The organism is Trinickia sp. HAY1-2D, assembly GCF_056754935.1.
The window spans coordinates 792,730-814,961 of the sequence record NZ_JBPGWX010000001.1; the positions used below are offsets into that span (position 1 = coordinate 792,730).

At 62.8% G+C, this 22,232-nt stretch carries 21 protein-coding genes and 1 pseudogene; 10 read left to right on the plus strand and 12 right to left on the minus strand.

The features are described from left to right. Positions 1 to 132: 132 nt before the first annotated feature. Both ACR9ZC_RS03465 and ACR9ZC_RS03470 read right to left on the minus strand, forming a co-directional pair. Positions 133 to 948, minus strand: a complete 816-nt coding sequence (locus tag ACR9ZC_RS03465) for a CHAP domain-containing protein (RefSeq protein ID WP_481579138.1) — start codon at positions 946 to 948, stop codon at positions 133 to 135. 207 nt (positions 949 to 1,155) lie between these two features. After that, the gene (locus ACR9ZC_RS03470; protein WP_481579139.1) at positions 1,156 to 1,314 is read right to left on the minus strand and encodes a hypothetical protein; all 159 of its coding nucleotides are present in this window, start codon (positions 1,312 to 1,314) and stop codon (positions 1,156 to 1,158) included. Between ACR9ZC_RS03470 and ACR9ZC_RS03475 the strand changes: the two genes are divergently transcribed. Further along, positions 1,313 to 2,158, plus strand: a complete 846-nt coding sequence (locus tag ACR9ZC_RS03475) for a DUF3455 domain-containing protein (RefSeq protein ID WP_481579140.1) — start codon at positions 1,313 to 1,315, stop codon at positions 2,156 to 2,158. The genes ACR9ZC_RS03470 and ACR9ZC_RS03475 overlap by 2 nt on opposite strands. Positions 2,159 to 2,197: 39 nt before the next feature. Here ACR9ZC_RS03475 and ACR9ZC_RS03480 read toward each other — a convergent pair whose 3' ends face one another. After that, positions 2,198 to 3,310: an aromatic ring-hydroxylating dioxygenase subunit alpha gene (locus ACR9ZC_RS03480; RefSeq protein ID WP_481579141.1), complete on the minus strand. Its 1,113-nt coding sequence runs from the start codon at positions 3,308 to 3,310 to the stop codon at positions 2,198 to 2,200. Positions 3,311 to 3,890: 580 nt separating this feature from the next. Here ACR9ZC_RS03480 and ACR9ZC_RS03485 point away from each other — a divergent pair. Next, positions 3,891 to 4,880, plus strand: a complete 990-nt coding sequence (locus tag ACR9ZC_RS03485; protein WP_481579142.1) for a response regulator transcription factor — start codon at positions 3,891 to 3,893, stop codon at positions 4,878 to 4,880. Between the two features lie 73 nt (positions 4,881 to 4,953). On the opposite strand, the gene sctC is transcribed toward ACR9ZC_RS03485, so the two are convergent. The 9 genes and pseudogenes from sctC to ACR9ZC_RS03530 all read right to left on the minus strand — a co-directional run bounded on the left by sctC (position 4,954) and on the right by ACR9ZC_RS03530 (position 13,210). Next, a complete protein-coding gene (gene sctC, locus ACR9ZC_RS03490) occupies positions 4,954 to 6,792 on the minus strand; it encodes a type III secretion system outer membrane ring subunit SctC (protein WP_481579143.1) in 1,839 nt (612 codons plus the stop codon). A gap of 217 nt (positions 6,793 to 7,009) precedes the next feature. Then, entirely contained in the window at positions 7,010 to 7,831 is an 822-nt protein-coding gene (gene sctT, locus ACR9ZC_RS03495) for a type III secretion system export apparatus subunit SctT (protein ID WP_331567141.1), read from the minus strand. A gap of 74 nt (positions 7,832 to 7,905) precedes the next feature. Further along, positions 7,906 to 8,421: a type III secretion protein gene (locus ACR9ZC_RS03500; RefSeq protein WP_481579144.1), complete on the minus strand. Its 516-nt coding sequence runs from the start codon at positions 8,419 to 8,421 to the stop codon at positions 7,906 to 7,908. Positions 8,422 to 8,425: 4 nt separating this feature from the next. Further along, a pseudogene (gene sctN, locus ACR9ZC_RS03505) lies at positions 8,426 to 9,765 on the minus strand (type III secretion system ATPase SctN). A 4-nt stretch (positions 9,766 to 9,769) separates the two neighbouring features. Beyond that, complete coding sequence (sctL, locus tag ACR9ZC_RS03510; RefSeq protein ID WP_331567145.1) at positions 9,770 to 10,657, minus strand: type III secretion system stator protein SctL; 888 nt, start codon at positions 10,655 to 10,657, stop codon at positions 9,770 to 9,772. After that, entirely contained in the window at positions 10,642 to 11,358 is a 717-nt protein-coding gene (locus tag ACR9ZC_RS03515) for a type III secretion protein HrpB4 (protein ID WP_481579145.1), read from the minus strand. The genes sctL and ACR9ZC_RS03515 overlap by 16 nt, the downstream gene beginning before the upstream one ends. Beyond that, positions 11,358 to 12,173, minus strand: a complete 816-nt coding sequence (sctJ, locus tag ACR9ZC_RS03520; protein WP_481579146.1) for a type III secretion system inner membrane ring lipoprotein SctJ — start codon at positions 12,171 to 12,173, stop codon at positions 11,358 to 11,360. The genes ACR9ZC_RS03515 and sctJ overlap by 1 nt, the downstream gene beginning before the upstream one ends. Before the next feature lie 15 nt (positions 12,174 to 12,188). After that, a complete protein-coding gene (locus tag ACR9ZC_RS03525; protein ID WP_331567149.1) occupies positions 12,189 to 12,578 on the minus strand; it encodes a type III secretion protein HrpB2 in 390 nt (129 codons plus the stop codon). Positions 12,579 to 12,604: 26 nt separating this feature from the next. Then, the gene (locus tag ACR9ZC_RS03530; protein WP_481579147.1) at positions 12,605 to 13,210 is read right to left on the minus strand and encodes an HrpB1 family type III secretion system apparatus protein; all 606 of its coding nucleotides are present in this window, start codon (positions 13,208 to 13,210) and stop codon (positions 12,605 to 12,607) included. Between the two features lie 320 nt (positions 13,211 to 13,530). Between ACR9ZC_RS03530 and sctU the strand changes: the two genes are divergently transcribed. The 8 genes from sctU (at position 13,531) to ACR9ZC_RS03570 (ending at position 22,214) form a co-directional block, all read left to right on the plus strand. After that, on the plus strand, positions 13,531 to 14,619 hold the full coding sequence (sctU, locus tag ACR9ZC_RS03535; RefSeq protein ID WP_481579148.1) for a type III secretion system export apparatus subunit SctU: 1,089 nt from the start codon (positions 13,531 to 13,533) through the stop codon (positions 14,617 to 14,619). 84 nt (positions 14,620 to 14,703) lie between these two features. Further along, entirely contained in the window at positions 14,704 to 16,788 is a 2,085-nt protein-coding gene (sctV, locus tag ACR9ZC_RS03540) for a type III secretion system export apparatus subunit SctV (protein ID WP_481579149.1), read from the plus strand. Positions 16,789 to 16,808: 20 nt separating this feature from the next. Next, the gene (sctP, locus tag ACR9ZC_RS03545; RefSeq protein ID WP_481579150.1) at positions 16,809 to 17,462 is read left to right on the plus strand and encodes a type III secretion system protein SctP; all 654 of its coding nucleotides are present in this window, start codon (positions 16,809 to 16,811) and stop codon (positions 17,460 to 17,462) included. Positions 17,463 to 17,702: 240 nt separating this feature from the next. Further along, positions 17,703 to 18,782, plus strand: a complete 1,080-nt coding sequence (gene sctQ, locus ACR9ZC_RS03550; RefSeq protein WP_481579151.1) for a type III secretion system cytoplasmic ring protein SctQ — start codon at positions 17,703 to 17,705, stop codon at positions 18,780 to 18,782. Then, positions 18,766 to 19,416: a type III secretion system export apparatus subunit SctR gene (gene sctR, locus ACR9ZC_RS03555; RefSeq protein WP_481579152.1), complete on the plus strand. Its 651-nt coding sequence runs from the start codon at positions 18,766 to 18,768 to the stop codon at positions 19,414 to 19,416. The genes sctQ and sctR overlap by 17 nt, the downstream gene beginning before the upstream one ends. Before the next feature lie 33 nt (positions 19,417 to 19,449). Next, on the plus strand, positions 19,450 to 19,713 hold the full coding sequence (sctS, locus tag ACR9ZC_RS03560) for a type III secretion system export apparatus subunit SctS (protein WP_331567163.1): 264 nt from the start codon (positions 19,450 to 19,452) through the stop codon (positions 19,711 to 19,713). Continuing rightward, positions 19,710 to 20,660 (plus strand): hypothetical protein, encoded by a 951-nt coding sequence (locus ACR9ZC_RS03565; protein WP_481579153.1) that lies wholly within the window; start codon positions 19,710 to 19,712, stop codon positions 20,658 to 20,660. The genes sctS and ACR9ZC_RS03565 overlap by 4 nt, the downstream gene beginning before the upstream one ends. Positions 20,661 to 20,807: 147 nt before the next feature. After that, positions 20,808 to 22,214 (plus strand): secretion protein, encoded by a 1,407-nt coding sequence (locus tag ACR9ZC_RS03570; protein ID WP_481579154.1) that lies wholly within the window; start codon positions 20,808 to 20,810, stop codon positions 22,212 to 22,214. Positions 22,215 to 22,232 lie beyond the last annotated feature (18 nt).

A 22,232-nucleotide genomic window follows, 5' to 3' on the forward strand; every position in this document is an offset into this window, starting at 1 on the left:
TCTATTTCAGTTTCAGCGGCTGTTACTCTCGTATCTATTCCCGAGCGCGCCCGAAAAAACGAATGAAGGCCCGGACCTCAGCGAAGTCCAGGCCTTCGTCGCAGACCTGCGGCGGCACGATCTTATAAGTGCTCAAGGCGGACTCAGGAACACGACATTGCCCCTGTTACCGGTATAGGTGTCGTTGGAAACCACCTGCGGTCCGCTACCGCCTTGCGTGTTGTTCGAACCAATCAGCGTAATGGAGCCGTTGTTGTTCTTAGCGACGAGTTCGACGTGCTCCGGCGTACCGCTGCTATCGAGAACGAAACATACATCGCCCGGCTTGGCCTGTGAGCGACTGACGGTGTGCCAGCCCTTGCCCTGGAGCGTACTCTTCAAGCGCGGCGCGCTGTCGGTGTGCTCCGACGACGAAAGGAGTCCAGCCTTTTGAAGGCATGCCGAAACGAAATTCGCACAGCATACGTCTGTCGGGACGCCTTGATGCATCGGCAAGCGCTGGCTCGACATCAGTTGGGCCGCGGATTGCCCCTTCACGCTTTCCGCGATGCCCGCGGGATTGCTCCCGCTGATAGGACCCACATTGGCATCGCCGGTCCCACCCGTGCCTCCGGCTTGAGCGTTAGCCAGCGCCGCCTGGATGAAAAGCGGCATCAATATGCCGGTTGCACTCATCGGCACAGGTACATCGTCGCCACCCTCGTCATCGTCGCCACCGACCGAGGTAAGCTTCGACATCGCCGGTTCCATGATCATGTCCATCATCAAAGCGATGAACATCGCAAGCTCCGAATTGGGCTCGGTAGCCGCACCGGCATCGCCGCCGCTCAATTGAGGGTTGCCGTAGGCAGCCGGCGAATTGGCGTTCGCATTTTTGGGGCGAGGTACGACCGGGTGATAGGTCGGCCATACAGCGGGCACGGGGCTCGTCAACGTAGCTGCGCTCATACGGATACTCCGTCCGTGAAGCCATTACATCCAAAAAATGCACGCCGATGCGCCATCCGCGCGCGGCGTCTCCCCATATGACTCTACGGAAGGCGGAAGCAGCCGCACATCGCTACGCGCAGCGATGTGCGGCAAAACGAAGCGGCACGCAATCGGGTACGAATTTACGCACCGTGTGCGCTTCGCTCATGTTTCGCATCGATATCGCTACGCGTTGCCGTACATGTTTTCGCGTCGGCGGTACACCGTGCCGAGGTTGTTGCAGGTATGCTCGGCCATACCTTCCGCATACGGTTCGTCGATGATTCGCAAACCCCGTAGCAATGGCGCCTTGCCCATTGGCCGCTCGACGCGCACGAGCCACATGACGCCGCCGTTGCGGCTGGCCGCGTTGGCAGCCATGCTGGCCGGCGCACTTGCCGGATGCGCCACGCGCGACATCCCACCTGCGAACACCGCACTCCCCGAATCGCTACGCACCCCGCCACAGGAAGTACTCGAGGATGTCCTAACGGCCGTCGGCGAGACGTTCTATAACTGCCGCCGCGACGGCGCTCAGCTGTCGTGGGTTCGCAAGGGCTCCGAGGCTACGCTGGTCGACCAGGCGCGGCGCAACGTCGGCACCATCGTCCCCGGCCCGCGGTTCCTTGCCTATGACGGCAGTTATGTGTCCGGTCGCGTCGCGGCGCAGGAAATCGTCGCGACCGACGCGCTTCCGTGGGAACTGATCGTTGCACGGCGCACGAGCGGCACCGAGAAAGACACCGGCCGCTTCGCCAAAGTCACATCGCTTCAGCAGGTGCGCACCCGCGGCGGACTGCCGCCGCAGACGCATTGCACCCAGCAAGGCATCTCCCTTCTGGTGCCATTCTCCGCAACGTATCTGGTCTATCGGCCCGCCACGGGTCAACCTCCTACGACACCCGCTCCAGAGAGCGCGACGGCGCCTGTGCCGACAACGACACCGGTGGCAACGCCACTTTCGTCGGCCGCCGGCGCACGAGCGGGAGCACCTGCGGCGACGCCTTCGGCGCCTGCGGCATCGCCTCCCAACGCGGCCCCTTCGAGCCCCATCGCCGCAGCGCCTATAGCAGCGCCCGCAGCCGTTTCGGCATCTTCGCCCGCCCCGATTTTGACCATTGCTTCAGTGTCGGAACCATCGGTAGCCGGCATGCCAACGTTCTTCGACTCCCTCTACATCAGGCCGTAACCGATAGGACGCCGTTTGCGTCCCGAACGCGATGCTTCGTCAAGTCACGAGCCTGCCGGCGTCCTCGCCGAGCGCGCCGGCAACGCGCTCTTTACGGTTGGCCGGCTCGATGCGCGCCGCATCGGCGATCTGCGTTTGCGCTTCAGCGGCGATCAGCCTTTCGAGGATGCGCCGCGCACGGACCGCGCCGGCGTCGATCGGCAGCATAACGGGCCGCAGCGACCAGAAATCTCGATCGCCGATCACTTGCTGTTGCGCTTCAAGCATCGGCAGATCTTCGTCGCGAAACGGCATCATCAATGCCTCGACGCCATCGCGCAGCTCCGCCGCGCCCTCCAGGCCGGCCTGATGGGGCACCCCGAAAACATAGAAGTAATGTGTGCTCCGCACCGTCTCGGGTGTCAGCCAGTGCGCCGAATGGCTCACACGTGCGAACTCGTCGGAAAGCGTCGTTTCGCAAATACGCATGCTGACCGCGTGCAACGCGGGCGGCTGCCACCGAACGTCGAGCTGCCGATTGACCAGCGCCCCATCGGCCACTTTAAACGCTCGTGCGACGAAAGGCGCCAGCGCCTCTTCAGCAATCCTGCGCGTCACCGAGACGGAGTCCCCATCGACGAGACACTCGACTTGCGCCGCGGCGATGTGCTCGCTGCCGAGCGTATTCGGATGCAGAAATTGAAGATGACTGAGATCGAGCACATTGTCGGAACTCAATTGATAGTTCGCGCGCGTGAGCAGATAACCGGTGCTCGTGAAATTCCGGCGGGGATCGACGAACTCGAAATCGGGCAACGGGGTGCTTTCGGCCCGTGATGCTTCGCCCGGCCAGAACCAGATCGCGCCATATCGCTCCCGCGTGGGATAGCAACGCACGGTCGCACCTTCCGGCAGTCGGCCATTCCCGTGCGGATTCATGACGCAAGCACCCGAGGAGCCGAAGCGCAAGCCGTGGTAGGGGCACTCGATCGCGCCGTCGACAACCCGTCCCCGCGATAACGGAGCGAACCGATGAGGGCACCGATCGTCCAACGCAACGATCTTGCGGGCGTCATCGCGGTACAACACAACGGGCAAGCCGACGAGCGTACGCGCAAGCACCTTGCCGACCTTGATTTCATCGCTGAACGCCGCGACGTACCATGCGTTCATCAAAAAAGCCACACTCGCCTCCCGACGACATCCCTTTTTGTGAAAATGCGGCGGACAACCGGTTTCATCGACATGCCCCCTTATTCCACGCATTAACGGTACGCGAAAAACAGGCAAACGCATTTTACGGACCCGTAAGCGACAAATCGGCAATTAGCTCAATACTACGAACTCGCGGATTGACTTCCTCGGCTCCTTCCTTCTTATCGCCGCCTCCTTCCCCCCTTGCCTTCCTTTCGACCTTGAAAGACTTCCCCTTGAAGAACCGGGGCTCGGCCGCTCGGGTCGCTTCCCCGCGCACGCTTTTCAGGTCATCTCCCATGGCACATGCGATCTCGGAGTCTGGCGACCGGGTACGCACCAAATCTACGGATTTTCGAACTCATTTCTTTCAAGGTTCGTGAATTATCATTGAGCCAGCTTATGCGTCAATTCGAATGAAACAAAACGTTACATCCTAAGGACGTCTAAACGTTTACTGTCCGGCTATTCGGAGTCTTTTCTAGCCGGAATGCAGTTTCCCTTCGTGCGAGCACATCGTGCGACCGGAACCACTGGAGGGAAGATGAAACTTGCAGTCATGACCAGAAGCACAGCGCTCTTCCAGTTGATCTGTCAATGCTTCGAGCCGGACGGCGCGCAATGCACCCGGTTCTCGGACGAGGTGGTGTTCGCGCGCGCCATCTACCGCGATGACTACACTGCCATCCTGATCGACGCCGAGACCGGCATGAATCCTATGCGCCCGGTGCTGGCGAGACGCTCGTGTTACGCGGATCGGCGCGCGCCGCTCATCGTCGTGGGCGCCCATCAAAATCGCGAGAACATCGTCGAGCTGTTCGACGCCGGCGCCGACGATATCGTGCTGTGCCCGATCAACTCGGCCGAGCTCGTATTGCGCGTGCATCTCGCGGTACGCCGTTTTCAACCGCTTCAAACGGCCGAAACGGCCGATCGCCTGGAATGCGGCTCCTATCTGCTGGACCGCCGAACCTGTACGGTCTGGGTCGACGACGAGCCGGTCCGGCTGACGTCCCGCGAGTTCGCCATCGCATGGCTCGTATTCGCGTGTCCCGGCGAATACGTGAGCCGCCGCCAGATCGCCGGCGCGGTATGGAGCAGCTCCGAGGATATCGTCGGACGCACGCTGGAACAGCATATCTATAAGCTGCGCAAGAAGCTCAGCTTGAACGGGTCGCACGGCGTGCGCCTGCGCACGATGTACGCACACGGCTACCGCGTCGAGATCGAGCTTCCCAAGGAAGTGAGCGATTCGCGCGTTGCCTCGGAGGAATCGGCACCGGGGATCGCTCAAACGCCCGACGTTCTCTCGGCAATTGCATCGATGCTGCAGGTCGAGGCGCTGGCCACGACTCCGGCGGACAGCTTTGCCTTGCTCGGCTCGTCCCGCGCCGAGTTGCATCCGGCCGACAGCGAAATGGCACGCAGCGCCCGCGCGTGGTCCGCAGAAGACTGCAGCGATGTGCTGAGTGCATGCGCCTCGAGTAACCCGTCGCGCGCAATTACCTTCGGCACGAGCGAACCGGTGCGTGGCCGCGACGGCCACTGACGGCAGACCCTTCTTCCGCGCTCCGCCAACGAGACGGCGCGCTTCGGTGCGCGCCGCATCGGCGTGTCTCGCTTCAGAAATCCAGGATGCGAGGCGAGAGCAGGAAGAGCCGCTCCATATGGCTGTTTTCATGCGAACGATACCGGAACAAGGCCCCCAGGAACGGAATCTTCGACAGCAATGGAATGCCCGTCTCGCCGTTGGTCGAGCTGTCGACGCGATATCCGGCGATCAACAGGCTCTCGCCCTGGTTGACGAACGATTCGGTGTTGATCGTGCTCGTGGTGATGATCGGGATGTTGTCGACCTGCTGTGACGTAACCGTCCCATCTTCAATGTTGACCTTGAGCTTGATTTGCTGCTGGCCGTTTTCCTCGACAACCATCGGCAGCACCCGCAACGACACCCCGGTCGAAATGCTATAGAGATCCGCTGCCGTGTAGCCCGACACGCGCACGAAAAAGCGCGTCTTGTGATCCATGACAGCCTCGACGTTATCGAGCGTCGCGACCTTCGGACTCGCATCGATCTTCGCGAGGTTGCTTTCCTGCAATGCGTTGACGCGCGCGAGCAGATAGCGACCCGCGTTACCCAGCACCGCTGTGAGCGATGCGCCGACCGGCGACGTGTTGATGACCGTAGTGCCGTCTTGCAGTGTCTGCGTGCCGAAGACTGGATTGATGTTGCCGTTGTATCCGTTTTGCTGCGTCGTGCCATTGCCGGTCTGAAAGTCGATGTGGCTGTTATGGGCACGCCAGTCGACTCCGATCTGCTTGAGCGCCGTATCGTCGATCTCGATGATGTGCGCTTCGATTTCGATGAGCTTCGGCTTGACGTCGAGCCGATCGATGAGATCCTGATATTGTGAAAGCCGCTGCGGGACATCGCGAATCAGCACCGAGTTCGTGCGCGGATCGGGTTCGATGACGGGAAGCGACTTGCTGCCGACGATCCCGTTCGAACTATCGGCTTCGCCCATCGGTCCGTTGTTCGACGCGAGCGTGTAGTTCTGCAGCGAAGGCATCGTCGATGGCGCACCGCCCGCCGCCATACCGTTGAGCAGGCCGGCCAAGCCTGGCTGCGGTGCATTCACGCCGTTCATCGACTGCGGCAAAGGCGGATTGATGCCGCCTTCGAATCCACCGCCCGTGGTTGAACCCGTCACGTCCTGCATCGGTTGCATGCGTTGCATCGTCGGGGCTTTTGCCGGACGGCCGCCGTCGAGACCGGTCGAGCCGTTGAGCGTGTCGCTGCTGCCTTGCGGGTGATACATGCGCGAAAGCACGGTTGCCACACCGGGCACCGTGATGGACTTGCCGTCGATCTGCACCTGGTGATCGTCGGCCCATGCGTGATGAAGCGAATAAACGCGAACCGAGGAACCGAGACGTTCGCCCGCGCGATCGTCGAGGCGGTGTGCAATTTCGGCAACGAGCTGAACATAGGGCTGGGGACCGCTTACGAGCGCGGTGCCCTGGGTCGCGTCATAGGTGATCGGAAAGCGCGGATTGCTGATCCGCAACTGCTCCAGCGCACCTTTCAAGTCTTCGGTACTCGCATGGTCGAGTTTGACGACCTGCCGGGTCACACTGTTCGCGTCGCTGATCGACAGTACGTTGCCATCGTAGAACCAGACGAAACCAAACGTCGAGGCGAGCGTGTCGAGAAACCGCTGCGGCGACATATCGAAGCGACCCGTCACCGTGCCATGCACATCGTTCGAAATCGTTGCGGGCACACCTTGTCCGGCGGTGAAGTCGCGCAATACGTCCTTCAGTTCCTTGCCTTCGACAGATAAATGCACCATCGAGCCGTGCCAGCGGATGGGCGCCGCGTACGCATGCGAAGCAGCGAGAGAACATGAGAGGTATGCCGCCACGCAGGCAGCGCGAACGAGCCGTTTTATTTTCATGGCATCCGATCATCGAAGGTTGACATCCCCGTACCGTGCGCGCGGGCAGATGACCGTCTCGTGAAAGACGGGCGGCCCACCTCATGAGAGGATGGCCGCTGCTCGCGTGAGATCAATGTAGCGGAGGTGAACTGCGCACATCTTCAACAAATCTGAGTTCGCGCCCCGATTTGAGAAGGATTGAGATTCATGCGTTCAAGTGCGGCAGCGCGCGGCATCATTTGCCCGCGGCCATTGACGTAGCGATAGCGCGCAGCTGTTCCGCCAGCCCTTTGAGAACGAGTTGATCCTTCACTTCGTTCACGAAAATGCCGACGAAAAGCGCGAGGATGAAGACCGTCACCGCACCCTTGACTGGCTGACTCAAATTGGCGAGGTCGAGCTTTTGCGCACTTTTGGCGGCAAAGCCGATCGCGACGTCGATGAGCACGAGTACGAACATGATCGGTGTGGCGAGCTTTGCGACGGTCTGCATCAGCGTATCGGTCTGGTGCAGCACGAAGCTTTCGATGACGTTCGTCGCCACCGGTGCTCGGGAGATGATCGGCCACCAGTTGAACGACTCGTAGACGACCGCAAGCAGGAACGTCATGCCGCCGAGCACCCAGAACGCGACGCCGGCCACTTGCGAAAGAAGAATCGAAGTCGGCGTGGCCGACTCCTCTCTCAACGGGTTCGTCATCTGTGCGTTGTTGTAGCCCGTGAGATCGTCGATATACGTTCCGGCCGATTCGGCTACCCAGAACACCGTCGAAGCGGCGAAGCCGAGCACGAGGCCGATAATGGCCTCTTTCAGTGCCATCACGATCATGAACGTGCTGCTCAGGGACTCCATGACCATGACGGGCTGCCCATAGGCAACGAACGAACTGAAGAGAAGCACGATACCGTTGCGCACCACGCCCTGAAGGACGCCGTCCGCGGTCGGCGGAAAGATGGAGAACACCACATAGAGCCGCACCGACGACAAGCCCAGCAAGGTCAGAATGCGAACCGGGTTCGTCTCGGGCGACGAGAGTAGATAAAGTAGATCGTTCATCTCGTGGGGCGCGCGTTTGCGGCAATCGCCTCGTTCATGTGTTCGTTATCCGTTGTTCGACCTGCCGTGCCGCATCATCGTGACTGCGCGGCAAGGCGTACCCTGGCGAGCGCAGCCTCTTCCGCTTCCTCGTCGGCGGCGTCGGTGGTCTGCATCGTTTCGCCGCGTCGCAATTCGTCGATCCTGTCGTTGCACAAATCGATCCGTCCTCGGTTATTGGCTACGGCACGAACCGCATGCGCGACTTGCTGCACCTTGTCGGCGAGATCCGCCTCGTATTGCTGCAGCTCGCCTTCGAGCGCGCGCAGGCCCTCCGCGACTACATCCGCGTAGCGCATCGTCGCCGTCATTTCGGTCACCGAAACAACCGAGCCGCCGCTCATCATCCGGGCGATCCGGTCGTAGTATTGCTGCAACTGCCCGGCTTTCTCGCTGACCTCGGACGCCTTCTCGTCACGCGCCTGCTGTGCCTGGCTTTGCTCGGCACGGCGAGCCGACAGTTCGGCCGTCAGAGTCTCGTCGAGCCGGCGCCGGCGCGATACCGTTCGTTCGAGCGCCGCGATACGCCGGGCGATGGCGGCCAGCTCCATTGCGTCAGCGATCGGCCAGCATGAAAAGGTGCGCCTCGGTATCGTCCGGCGACGCATACTCCTGAGTCGATTGAGAGAAGAACGCACGAATGGCGTCGTTCTTTTCGATCGCCTCGTCCGCCAGCGGATTGCCGCCGGGTTGATATTCGCCGATCTGAAGCAGCATTTCGACCTCGCGGAATTTCGCGAGCAGCTCGCGCACGCGCGCCGCGGCGCGCACATGTTCACTGGACACGACTTGAGGCATCACGCGCGACAGACTTGCCAGAACGTCGATGGCGGGATATTGGTTCTTCGCGGCAATATCGCGCGACAGAATCATGTGCCCATCCAATATGCCGCGCACTTCTTCGGCGATCGGGTCGTTGCCCGATTCGTCTTCGGCAAGCACCGTATAAAGCCCCGTGATCGAGCCCGTGGCACCCATTCCCGCGCGCTCGAGCAAGCGCGGCAGTTCCGCGAAGATCGACGGCGGAAAACCGCGGCGAGCAGGCGGCTCGCCGGCTGCGAGTCCGATCTCGCGCTGCGCGCGCGCAAAGCGCGTCAACGAATCCATCATCAGCAGCACGCGCCGTCCCTGATCGCGAAAATACTCTGCAATCGCGGTCGCAACGTAGGCCGCCTTCGCGCGCTCGATCGACGAACGATCGGAGGTCGCACACACCACGATCGAACGCGCCATGCCCTCGGGCCCCAGGATCTGCTCCACGAACTCACGCACTTCACGGCCGCGCTCGCCGATCAGTGCGATCACGGTCACGTCGCATTGCGCGCCGCGCGCGAACATGCCGAGCAGCGTGCTCTTGCCGACACCGGCAGGAGCGAAGATACCCATGCGCTGCCCCTCCGCTATCGTCATCATCGCGTCGACCACGCGTACTCCAGTGGCAAGCGGCGCCTCGATCAACTGGCGGCTCATCGGCTGGGGGGATCGCCGAAAATCGGCCGCTCGTCGTCGACCTCGATGGGGCCGAGCCCGTCGATGGGCTCCCCGAGACTGTCGATGACTCGGCCCAGCAGCGCGTCGCCCACCTTGACCGAGAGCGGTCGCCCCAGGCCGACGACCCGAGTCGAACGGGACACGTTCGCCAGGCGCGAGAATGGCGAAAGCAACGCAACGTCGCGCGTGAAGCCGATGACCTCGGCATGCTGGAGCAATGTTCCGTTGGCTGCGCGCAGCTCGCAAAGCTCGCCTAGCGTCACATCGAGCCCGGCCACTTTCACGAGCGTGCCGATCACCTCGAGTACTTTGCCGGTGCGTTCGACCGGCGAACTCGAAAGGATCTCGTGCTCGATCGCCTCGGTCAGCCGTTCGACGTCGAGGCCTGAGACGTCCGGGCTCATACGCTCAGCGGCCGCGCTCGTGGTCGGCATGGCCTGCATCGTGTCTCGCCACTGTTTCGTCGTCGTCATCGAGTTCATCGCCGGTTTCGCATCGCTCGAACTCGCCCAATTCGTCGAGCGCCTCTTCCCGCTCGCGCGGGGCACCGGGCGCGCTCCATGAACCCTCGCGTTGCATCTCGTTGACCGATTGCTTCAGCGCACGCGAGACCGCCGAGCGCATCGCACGGAGCTGGGTCGCGAGACTCGCATCGACGGCGCCGAAATCGGACTCGCACAGACAGGAGCCGGGCGGCAACCGCTTGTCGGCAACGACAGACAACGGAAAGGGGCGCCCCAGCTCGCGCCAGCGCGCAGCCAGGCGCTCGAATGCGCTATTGGCAACCTCGTAGTCCGTCGGGCTCACGCTGACACGCAAATACGTGGCCCCTTCGACGATACGATCGACGGCGCTCAGCGCCTTTTCGAACAGGCTGCGGGATTCCTGAACGCTGACGATCTGCTCGACGGCAACAGTCACGATCTGCGCGAGGCGCTCGCGCATCTTGGCCTGCAGGCGGCGCTCATCGGCGTGCGATAGCGCGAGCCGCTCCATCCACTCGCTGACGGCGCGCCGCTCGCCGTCGCGATAACCATGTTCGGCGGCGGTTTCGAATTCGCGCCGCGCTTCAGCCACGAGCGCCTGCGCTTCCTCGCGGGCCGCCGCAAGAATACCCTCGGCTTCGAGCCCCGCCTCAGCCAGTATTGCCTCGCGATCCGCGGCAAGCTGCGCGTATGCCTCGTCGATTTGCATGAGGGCGCCGAACGCATCGCGCGGGACGACGTCGCCGTGCACCCCCACGCGCGAAGCGTCCGGCTCCAACCCTCTCCGATCCGACCTCAGCCAAATAACCATGCCCACTCCGGAAGCAATTTCGGAAGCATCGCGAAGAGTTCGGCAGTACCGTTCGGATCGACCTGCGCCGCCCCCTCTCGCATCCAGCCCGTATCTGGCAGGGTCTTGGGTAAGGCGAGCCGCAGCAGCGGAAATGGCGGCGCAACGCTGCGCAAGTCGCGAATCACGAGCGCGTAGCCCTCGAAAGTCAACGCTTGCGCATCGAGCCTGTCGAGCGCCGGCATCTGGCCGCGCTCGATGAGCCGGGCGATGTCGGGCGCGTTGCCGCTCGTAGAGCTCCCTTGATTCATGACCTGGTCGAGCGGTATTCCCAGCCACTCGGACAATTGCATCCGGCTGCGCTTCTCGATGAGCCGCCGAGCCTCCGCACGTCGCAGCCGCACCGCACGCATACGAAGCACTTGCAGACCCAGCCGCGCCGGCAAGCAGTCGAGCAACGCCGGCCCGCTTGCGCGCAAGACCCCGAATCCCGGTTGTGTCACGCCCGCGGCGCGCAACAGCGCCCGCGAACATAAGTCGACCTCTTTACGCCCCGCGGATTCGATCGCCTGGCGCAGCAGATCGAGCGCACGCGTCTCGATACGCAGCGCCGAGCCGAACCAGCTCGCGTGGGCCCAGCGCGCGGCGTCCCGCGCATTGCGCTCGTATGCGGCAAGCGCCGCCGCAGCGCGGGCGAAGGGGAACGCCGTTGCGGTTTCCATCAAGCTGCCGAAGACGGTTTGGACCGGCGCAAGCGCGCCATCAGCGCTTTGGTCTTCGCCTGCATGCGCGCCGCAAACGCTTGCACGTCGAACGACGCCGGCATGCCGCGCTTGAGCCAGACGTAAAGTCCGGCCGCGCAAACGAGGAAAACGATCGCAGCGGTCAGGACCACCGTCGGCGCGCTACCCGTCTTCGGGCGCTTCGCCAGCTCGACGGGGTCGGCCGCCACGGCCGTCACGCTGACGGCGTCGTAGGTCAAGCCTTCCACGCTGTGCATCACGAGCGTCTTGATCTGCGGCACGAGGGAGCTCACGTCGGAATCGGGGCGGTACTTGATGAAGACCGCCGCGGAGGACGGCTTCATCTGCTGCGCGAGCGGATCGTTGTTCGGCAGCACGATCTGCACGCGAGCGACGATCACCCCGTCGATCTTCGTCAGCGTCGACGACAATTCCTGCGACAGCCCGTAAATGAAGCGCACGCGCTCTTCGGTCGGCGTCGATACCAGACCATCCTTCTTGAACAACGCACCGAGGTCGTCGTACTTCGCGTGCGGCAGGCCTCGGGCCCGCAACACCTGCATGGCACGCACGATCTGATCTTCGTCCACGTCGAGCGCCCAGGTCTTGCCATCGTCGGCAGTCGTCTTCGCCGCGTCGACGTTCTGCTCGAGCAACGCCTCCACCATTTCGTTGACGTCTTGCTCGCTCAGATTGCCATAGAGCTCCTTCTTGCAACCTGCGAGCGCGAGACACGCCACGAGGACGGCGAACACCGCGAACGCGCGCGGCCGTGACACGAGAGCGCCCATCATTGCCTCATGCATGGCTCATTGATTCTTCATCAGCGTTTCGACAGCCGACTTGGACGAGTTCACGATCCCCATCTTTGCCTCCATGTCGAGCTGCGTGCTCGCGATTTCCATCGTCACACGCATCGTCGCGGCGGTCATTTCCTGCATCGACATATTCGGTGCCTGATTCATCATCGTCACTGTGTCGTTGACCGACTGCTGCAACTGCGCATCCTGCTGCGCGGCCATGGCCGCAATCATGCTCGTGCCACCGTTATTCCCGTCCGATGGCGGCGCCATGTGCGGCTTATCCATCATCGACTTGAATTTATCGCCGAGCTGTTGCGTCGCGGCATCGGACGCACCGGGCTGCACGGCTGCTTGCAGCGCCTCTTGGATCTGCTTCGCGGTAACAGGTACGCTCATGACATGTCTCCTTCGCCAATAGGCTTTCAGATCCGCAGGTAGCCTGGCTGAGGCACAGCCTCCTCCTGTGCGTGTCCGGCCGGTACGGGCGCCGGGTCGGCCGTCTCCCGCGAAGCGGGCGCGCTCAGAGTCGAATCGGCATCGATGTCGTCGGCCAGCGTCGCGATCGATGGGGGCACCTCGAAGGGCGCACCGTTCTTGTGGGCACGCGATGCATCCTGCAGGTCATCGCGTGCCGCCAACGCGCGAACGAGCTGGCGCGTTTCGCGATCCGGATTCTCCCGTATCGCTTCGGCCGCGCTCTGACGCCAGTTCGGGTCGCCCTTGAACGACAGGCAAAATGCCAGCAGCGCCTTGGCGTAAGCGAATTGCGGTACGTTCGCCACCAGGCGCGAGAAAATGTGGATCGCCTCGTCCCAGTGGCCTCGCTGCATCTGCAACAACGCGGCAAACGTCTCCAGCTCGACCACCTTCGGCCGCAGCACCTTGAGCGCGTCCAGCGTCATTTCGATATCTTCCGGATCCGCGTCGATCACCGGAAAGCTGTTCAGCAGGGCCGCCGTCACGGTTTCTATCAAACCGCCGACTACTTCCTGACTGCAGCTCAGATACGTCGGCAAGGGAGTGCTCATGGCGCGAAACTCCTGCAATGTGAATTCGACAGAGAAACGACGCCCGGCCGCCATCATTGCGTCGCGGCGGCACGTTCGCTCGGAGAAAGATATCCAAGCGCGACAGCGGGTTGCATGCCCGACACGAAGCAAGAACATCGTGCGCGAAGTCTCTCAGACTTTCGTAGGAAATGAGCGGGTCGCTTCGCGCTTGCGTCGCTTGCTTCGCATCGCGCGTACGGTCTGGCGGGCGCTCCGATATCGTCGGAAGTTCAGGGATTCCCGGATTCCGGCGCTCCCGCCGGAATGGGCGGGACGAGGCCTCTTGCCGGATTGCAGCGATGAGCGAAGAAAAAACCGAGCAGCCAACTGACAAAAAGCTGCGCGACGCCCGAAAGGACGGCGACACGTCGAAGAGTACCGATCTGGTCGAGGCCGTCACGATGGTAGCCGTGCTCGGCGTACTGGTGTTCGGCGCGGGCGCGTTCGCGGGCGCCTGTCGTGCCATCGTCGATGCGGCCCTGAACTTCATGCGAGGCGATCGCGCGCTGACCGAGTTGTATGCCAGCCTCCTGTCGATCGGCACACGGTTCGTGACGATCGTCGGGCCGTGCGTCGTCTTTGCCGGTATCGGGGCCGTCGCAGGACTCGCGCCGCAAGTCGGCTTCGAGATTGCAACGAAGCCGGTCGTGCCGGACCCGAACCGCCTCAACGTGGTCGAAGGGCTCAAGCGCATCTTCACCTGGCGCTCGCTGATCGAGCTCGCCAAGATGATTCTCAAGGCGGTCGTGATCGGATGCGTGATGTGGTTCACGATCACGCGGATGCTACCGCTTATCGTAGGATCGCTCTATCAGCCGCTGCCGCAGCTCTCGGTCATGTTCTGGGGCCTGCTCGTCAAGCTTTTCGGCGTCGCCGCACTGGTGTTCATCATCATCGGCGCCGCCGACGTCAAGCTGCAAAACATCATGTTCATGCGCAAGATGCGCATGTCGAAGGACGAGGTCAAACGCGAGCACAAGGACCAGGAGGGCGATCCGCGGATAAAGGGCGAGCGCAAGCGGCTCGCGCGCGAGCTCGTCATGAATGCCGCCCCGCAACAGCGCGTCGGCCTCGCCAATGCGTTGATCGTCAATCCGACCCATTACGCCGTCGCTATCCGTTACGCGCCCGACGAACACCCGCTGCCCCTGGTGACCGCCAAGGGCATGGACGAATCCGCGGCGCAACTGCGCCTTTTTGCGCAGGAAGCAAATGTGCCGATCATCGGCAACCCGCCGGTTGCGCGGGCCCTCTATAAAGTCGGGCTCGACGAGCCGATTCCCGAAGAACTCTTCGAGACCGTCGCCACCATCCTGCGTTGGGTCGATTCGATCGGCGCGAAGGGCGGGCGGCCTTCCGGCGCCAATCCCGCATCGGCTCTCCATTGACCGGCATGGCGCCGGGCTCGATGAGCATCGCAACGGAATTCAACGCTTCATGTCACTGATTCGGGTTACCAGGGGATGGTCGAAATGCTGAAAGCGTTCAAGACTCCGGCGAGCGGCGAAATCGGCATCGCGCTGTTGGTGGTCGCGATCATCTCGCTGATGATTTTGCCCCTGCCTCCGGCAGTGATCGACGTCCTGCTCGCGCTCAACATCACCATCAGCGTTACGCTACTGATGGTCACGATGTACGTGCCGAACGTCGTGTCGCTGTCGGTTTTCCCCTCCCTGCTGCTTTTCACCACGCTTTACCGGCTGTCGCTCAATATCGCGTCGACGAAGTCGATCCTGCTGCATGCCAACGCCGGGCACATCATCGATAGTTTCGGGGAGCTCGTCGTCGGCGGCAATCTCGTGGTTGGGCTCGTCGTCTTTCTGATCATCACGACCGTGCAGTTCATCGTGATTGCCAAAGGCTCCGAACGTGTCGCGGAAGTGGGCGCCCGGTTCACGCTCGATGCGCTGCCCGGCAAGCAGATGAGTATCGATGCCGACCTGCGCGCCAATCTGCTCACGCCTGAGGAAGCGCGACGCAAACGCGCGACGCTCGCCGTGGAAAGTCAGTTGCATGGCGGTATGGACGGCGCCATGAAATTCGTGAAGGGCGACGCGATCGCCGGCCTCATCATCACGATGGTCAATATCGTGGCTGGCATTGCGATCGGCGTCGCCTATCACGGCATGACGGCCGGCGAAGCCGCTAACCGCTTCTCGATTCTGTCCATTGGCGATGCGATGGTTTCGCAGATTCCGTCGCTGCTGCTCTCCGTCGCCGCGGGCGTCATGATCACGCGCGTGTCCGACGACCGCGATGCCAAACCGCAGTCGCTCGGCAACGAAATCGGCAAACAATTGTCGGCAAGCTCGCGCGCGCTTTACTTCGCGGCGCTTCTTCTCGTCGGTTTCGCCGCCGTGCCCGGCTTTCCGACCGCGCTTTTTCTCTTGCTTTCCGCAACGCTCGCCTTTTGCGGCTATCGCCTCAGCAAGAATGAGCCGTCGGCGGCATCGCACAGCAGCGAACCGGTCACCGCAATGCAGCGTGCCGGCGCAAAAGTCGACGTGCCGGCAATTCTGACGCGTCCGCCGCAGTTCGCCTGCCCGCTCGGCGTCAGAATTTCACCCGATCTCGTGCCGAGACTCTCGACTTCAGCGCTCGAAAAGTCGTTCGACACGGAACGGGAGGAGCTACAGGAGTTTCTCGGCTTGCCGTTTCCCGGTATCACGATGTGGACGAGCAGTGCGCTACCAGGCTCGACCTGCGAGCTGCTGATGCATGACGTGCCCTACTGCAAGATCGAACTGCCGGCCGGCAAAGTCATGATCGCCGAATCGGTCACGCGCGACGCGGCGCTTCTTGCCACACCGGATATCGCTCAGTTGCTCGATCGCTGCGAAAAACGCGGCGGACTGGACGGCGGCCCCGGTCCCAGCTACTGGACCGACGAGAAATCGGTGCCGCAAAAAATCGCGGCATGGCGCGCGGAGCATGTCATTGCGCATGCGTCGATCATCATGCTGCGCCGGCACGCCTCGCTTTTTCTCGGCATTCAGGAAGTGCAATGGATTCTCGAGCAGCAAAACGCCGAATATCCGGGGCTCGTTGCCGAAGTTCAGAAGGTCCTGCCCCCGCAGCGTATCGCCGACGTGCTGCGGCGTCTGCTTGAAGAGCAGATTTCGATTCGAAGCATGCGAAGCATTCTGGAAAGCCTGATCGTATGGGGCGCCAAGGAAAAGGATATGTTGATGCTCACCGAATACGTGCGCGGCGACCTGGCCCGCATGCTCGCGCATCGCGCCGCGGGTGGCGGCAAGCAGCTTCCTGCCGTGTTGCTCGATCTGCCGGTCGAGCAGCATATCCGCCAAGCCATCAAGCAAACGCCGACCGGTAACTTCCTTGCGCTGCCCCCGGACGAGGTCAACTATCTGATCGACAAGATCCAGTCGTTCGTCGGCGAAATACCGCGCGAAGGCGTTGCCCTCGTCACTTCGATGGATATTCGCCGTTACGTGCGAAGGATGATCGAGGCGCGGCTCGGCTGGCTTGCGGTTTATTCGTTTCAGGAACTGGGCGATCACGTGGAGTTGAAACCGCTTGGCCGCGTGACCGTCTGAACCAGAGCATGTCCTGCGCGATGCCTATCATCGAACCCCGCCCCCTGCGCATCATCGCTGCCGAACTCGACGCACGCGAGCGTACGGCGCGCAGCGGCGGCTCGCATCGCTTCGATTACGCGGCGCTCGCACGCCGCGTGCGCGCGAAACCGGGCCACGTCGAGGCGCGCGCCGACGAAGATGCGTCCGGCTCACAGTCGGACGCCGCGGCCGAGGATCGTCTGTCGGGATTTCGCGAGGCCTCGGGGGACGACGCGAACGAGTCCGAGACACATGCGCCCGTGTCCGGCCAAAGCAGGTCAGGCAGCACACCGGATCTGTCCGAACGGATTGCGCGGACGACGCTACCCGTCGTCGATGCGATGTATCGGACACAGGGCCAGTTTATTCAGTTGGCGGCGACATTGGCTAACGAGGTCGCCGCATTTTGTGCGGATCCTTCGATCACCTCGAACGGGAATTGGAACGTACAGTTGCCGCTCGATTCAAAAATCGTTCCGGATACGGTTTTGTACCTCTCACTTTCGCCTTTCCATCTTTCGCTTCGTTTCGATACCCAAAGTGCACGATCCCGGCAGTTACTCTTGGACCACAGTTCGCTCCTCCAGCGTGAGCTGGACGCACTGCTGCGGGCATGGGGCGCCGCGCGCGACATTGAGTTGACGGTCTGGTAGGCCGCGTGTTGCACAACCGAACATCCATCCGACCGGTGAAACCAACGTATGGGCTTTCCGATCGCTGAAATGCCGGGTGTCGGTCCTGCGCAAAGCCGTGGGATCGACGCTCCCGCCGACGATGAGCGCGCTCGTTCGCCGGTCGACGTTGTATCGGACGTGCCGGTCGGGCCTCTCGCATTGCCCGCCGTCGCGCCGCTCGTGGCCCGCACCGCCAGGGTCGTTTGCGATTTGCGCACCATGTCTGTCCTGCGACGCCTTCCGGAAGTCGAAACATGGGAAGCGGGGCTCGCCGACGACATGGGAGCCGGGCGCCCTACATTCGAGGACCCGGGGGTGATCGAGCTCGCTCATTCGCGCGGTACCGCGCGTGTCACGATCGACCTCGCCGCCTATCCGTCCCTTCAGATCGCCGCCTGGTCGCGAGACGATGCGGCTTCGCCGCTCGACGCCGAGCGCGCGTTGCGTGTCGCCGTCGCTGGCGTGCTGCTCGAGCCGTTGCTCAAGCGCCTGGCGGCGGTCGGGCTCGGTGAAGTACGCGTCGTTCGCGTGCTGCATGCCGCGTCCACCCCCACCCGCCCGAACGATGCCGCGCCGGTCGTTCTGTCGTTCACGATCGAGGGGCGAACGCATACCGCTGAAATATGCGTCGATACACCGCTGCTCGACGTGCTGGAAACGCTGCGCTCGGCGCAGCGAATGGCATCGACGTGGCCCGGCATTTCACCGGCCGGCGCGCCGGGCGATAGGCCCGCGCCGTACGCGGACCATCGCGTACCCGGACGGCTCGTACTGGGTGCCCGGCGCCTGCCCGTTCAAACATTGCATGCTCTTGCGCCCGGCGACGTGTTGTTGCGCTCGCTGGCCAGTTCCCTTTCTTCGCTCGTCAGCGGTGCGGCTCACGAGGCCAAGGCAACGGCCATTGCCGCCTGGGGCACGCCCGGCCTTGTCCGGCTGCACGTCCCGGTGATGATCGACGGGCTAAAACTTTTCGTCATGAAGGAGCCGACCATGACCGATGAGCTGGATCCGACCCGTTTGGGCGAGACGCTCTCGAGCGATCCACCGGACGATCCGATCGACATCGGCGACCTGGATCTGCCAGTGCAATTCGAAGTCGATACGATCGCGCTGCCGCTCTCGCAGCTATGCGCACTTCGTCCAGGCTACGTGCTCGAGTTGCAAACGCCGGTGGCGGACGCGCAGCTCAAACTCGTCGCGCACGGTCAGACAATCGGCTTCGGCGAGCTCGTCACGGTCGGCGATCATCTTGGCGTACGGATTCTGCGAATGGCACACGGCGATGGTTCAATTCAGTGACCTGACGGGGCTGCTGCTCGTCATCGTCGCGATCAGCCTGGTGCCATTCGTTGCGATGGTCGTGACTTCCTATGCCAAGATCGTTGTCGTCTTCGGCTTGTTGCGCAATGCATTCGGCGTGCAGCAGGTGCCGCCGAACATGGTGCTGAACGGCATAGCGATCCTGGTGTCGCTCTACGTCATGGCTCCGGTGGGAATGAACGCGCTGCAGACGCTGCAAAGCCAGTCGATTTCGCCGCAACCGACGCAAGCGGTCATTCAGCTCTTCGGCGCCGCGCGCGAGCCATTTCGGACCTTTCTCAACAAGCACGCGAACGAGCGCGAAAAGCGCTTTTTCATGCGCTCCGCGAGCGTGGTATGGCCGAAGCAAATGGCAAGCCAGCTCAAGGAAACGGATCTCATCGTGCTCGCGCCGGCTTTCACGCTGACCGAACTCACGGATGCTTTCAAGATAGGTTTCCTGCTCTATATTGCATTTATCGTCATCGATCTCATCATCGCGAACGTGTTGCTGGCGATGGGGCTCAATCAAGTGACGCCGACCAATATCGCCATTCCGTTCAAGCTGCTGCTTTTCGTCGTCATGGACGGATGGTCCACGCTCGTGCACGGCCTCGTGATGACCTACCGATAGCTTGCGCTCGGCCATTCCTCCGGAATCCCAAGTATGGAAATCGATACGCTGGTTCGAATGACAACGCAGGGCATGCTGTTATGCCTCTACGTCTCGTTGCCGATCGTGATCGTCGCCGCGGTCGTCGGCCTCGGCGTGTCCTTCATCCAGGCCATCACGTCGATGCAGGACCAGACGCTTTCGCACGCGGTCAAACTGATCGCCGTGACGATTGCGCTCGTCATCATGGCGCCTTTTTCCTCCGCGGCGCTGCTGCATTTCGCCAATGAAGTGATGCGAACGGCTGTCCCGCAATGACGCGTGTCCCCGGTTCTCCTGTCGATTCGACATCGTTCAGACCCACCGCGGCCGAAGACAGTACGCCCATCGGCCATTCGCCGGGCGGCTTGGGCGGCGTCGTGGAATATCACGGCACCCGCTTTTATTACGGCCACCCGACTCCGCTCCAGACCGATCGCGGCTCGCTCATGGCCCGTCAGCTCGCGAAGATCGCGGCGAGGCTCGCGGCGCTCAAGCGGCGTATCGCGGCACGCCGTCAACGCCGCGGCATGCCGGGCGGCGGCGACGACGACTTCGACGGCGAATTCCTCGACGGCGGGCACGGCGAGCACCGACGCGCGGAGGCCGGCGGCGGTGCCGGCGAAGGCGGCGGCGGCTCGGGCGGACAATCGCATCACGACGAGCGTGGCGGTAGCTCGCGCTCGGGCGATCCGGCACCGAAGGTCGAGATCAAGCCGCAGAACATCCGGCCCGTGCGCGATCCGACACCCGGCGCGTTGATGGCCCGTCTCACGGCGCAATCGGGCCTCGACAACGTCAAACCGGAGCAGGTCCCCGACGCGTGGATCGCCGCTCTCCTCTCGCAGCGCGACAAGCTCGCCGCCGATCCCAACTACCGGCTCGACGTCGAATATTTCGACATGTTGCTCGACCTCCTTTATACGAAGGAGCAAATCGGCCCGCTCCAACCGCAGGGCATGTCGACCTGGCGCGAAAAGCTGAAGGCCCTGGTGGGCGAACTTGCGGCAAAAAGCGCCCCCGCCGATTCCACACGCGCTGCTTCGGATGCGGCCACCGTGCCGGCCAGCCGCCGCGAGTTGACCAAGCTCGAAAACTTTCATGCGCTGCTGCCGCTCATTGCGATGCAGCACGATGTCGTAGACGTTCCCTCGAGAAGGAGCCAATCGAAGAATAGGGTCACGACGCTGCGTAACGCAGCGCTCGCTCGGCAATCGAAGCGCTGAGAAGCGTCGGATCCGCATGCGCACAAATTCGCATAGTCGCGGTCCGCTTCGCATGCCCCCTCGCGTACCCACCCAATCCGGATAGAGTACGGCAGACGGTCTGCGCAACATTGGTGCGCGTCGACCAGCGACATCACGGTCCGCCAAATGACGAAACTGCTGCGTATTCTGACTGGCATGCACGCAGGCGCCGAATTGCGCCTGAGCGAGGGCTCGTACCGCGTGGGAGCGGACGACGATGCCGATATCCGGATTTCGGATTGGCGCGGCATGGATGTGCAGCTCACGATCGACAGCACGGGTCTGGTCACCGCGCGACGCATGGTTTTGGAGCCGGTGCTGCACGAAGGCGCGACGGGCGACGCCGAATCGTCCATGGACGGCCAGGCGGCAGCACCCGTTGGCGAGGCCGTGCATGCGGGCGATGCGCCAATCGACCCGGGGACGGTATTGCTCGTCGAGTTCGTTCCGATGCAGTTCGACGATACGGTACTTTGCATCGGCCCGGGCGATGTCGTTTGGCCAAGCGATCTCGAGCTTCTGTCGACACTGTTGAGCAAGCCCGAAGAAGACGCGCGCCGCACCGGCGAGTCGTCGGGGCGGCGCAAGCTGGTGGGTATCGTGCTCGGCTGCTCCATGCTCGGCGCGATCATCGTAATTGGGTCGGTGCTGATTACGATGGCCGTCAGCCGCGCGGCTTCGCACGATCCGGCCGACCTCGCGCAGCGAGTGAATGAAGAGCTGGTGGCGGCGCATATGCGAGAGCTGCATGCGCGCGTGCAAGGTTCACGCGTCATCGTGACCGGCATCGTGCCGACGCCCGATGACGACATCGCCGCACGCAACCTGCTCGCGCGCCTGTCGCCCAATGCCATCGTGCGGCAGTACGACGTGGCGCAGATCGATGTGCGCAATCTCGAGGAGTCGCTCAATACACCCGGCTTGCAAGTGAAGTACTCGGGACACGGTGTTTTCGATATCGAAGGCGCGGTGCCCAATCCACGCGACGTCGATGCGCGCCTCACGAGGATGCGTCATGACTTGAGTCCGAACATCAAGCAATTGCGTGTGCAGGTCACGCAGTCCGAAGACAGCATGCCGGCGCCCGAGGTTTTTTCGGAGCTCATGAACTCGGACAGCGTGCGTTATGCGCAAACGCCCGACGGCGTGAAACATATATTCGTCGTGCCGGGCGAAGACGATGCATCGGCCGTCCAGGCCGAAGGCGCCGAGGGCGCCTCGGCGGCGATAGCCGGCGCATCGGACGCGACAGGGGCGTCCGCACCGGTTGCGGCCGCGGGCGGCGCGTCCGGTGCAACGGTTGCGGCATCGAGTGCAAGCAGTGCGCCGAGTGCCGTAGCAGCGCCGCCGGCGGCAGCATCGGGTTCCGTTGCCGCGGCCAGGCCGGGCGCTTCGGGCGTCGGCGCATCGGTGCCGCCTGCCGCCCCGGCTGCGAACACCGCGGCGCTGCATCCGCCGGGCGGCGGCATGCCCGCAGGACGGCCCGCGCAGATGCCGGCACCGAAGCCCACCTATCTGCCGTTGCCGAGATGACTTTTTTGGGGAGTGACG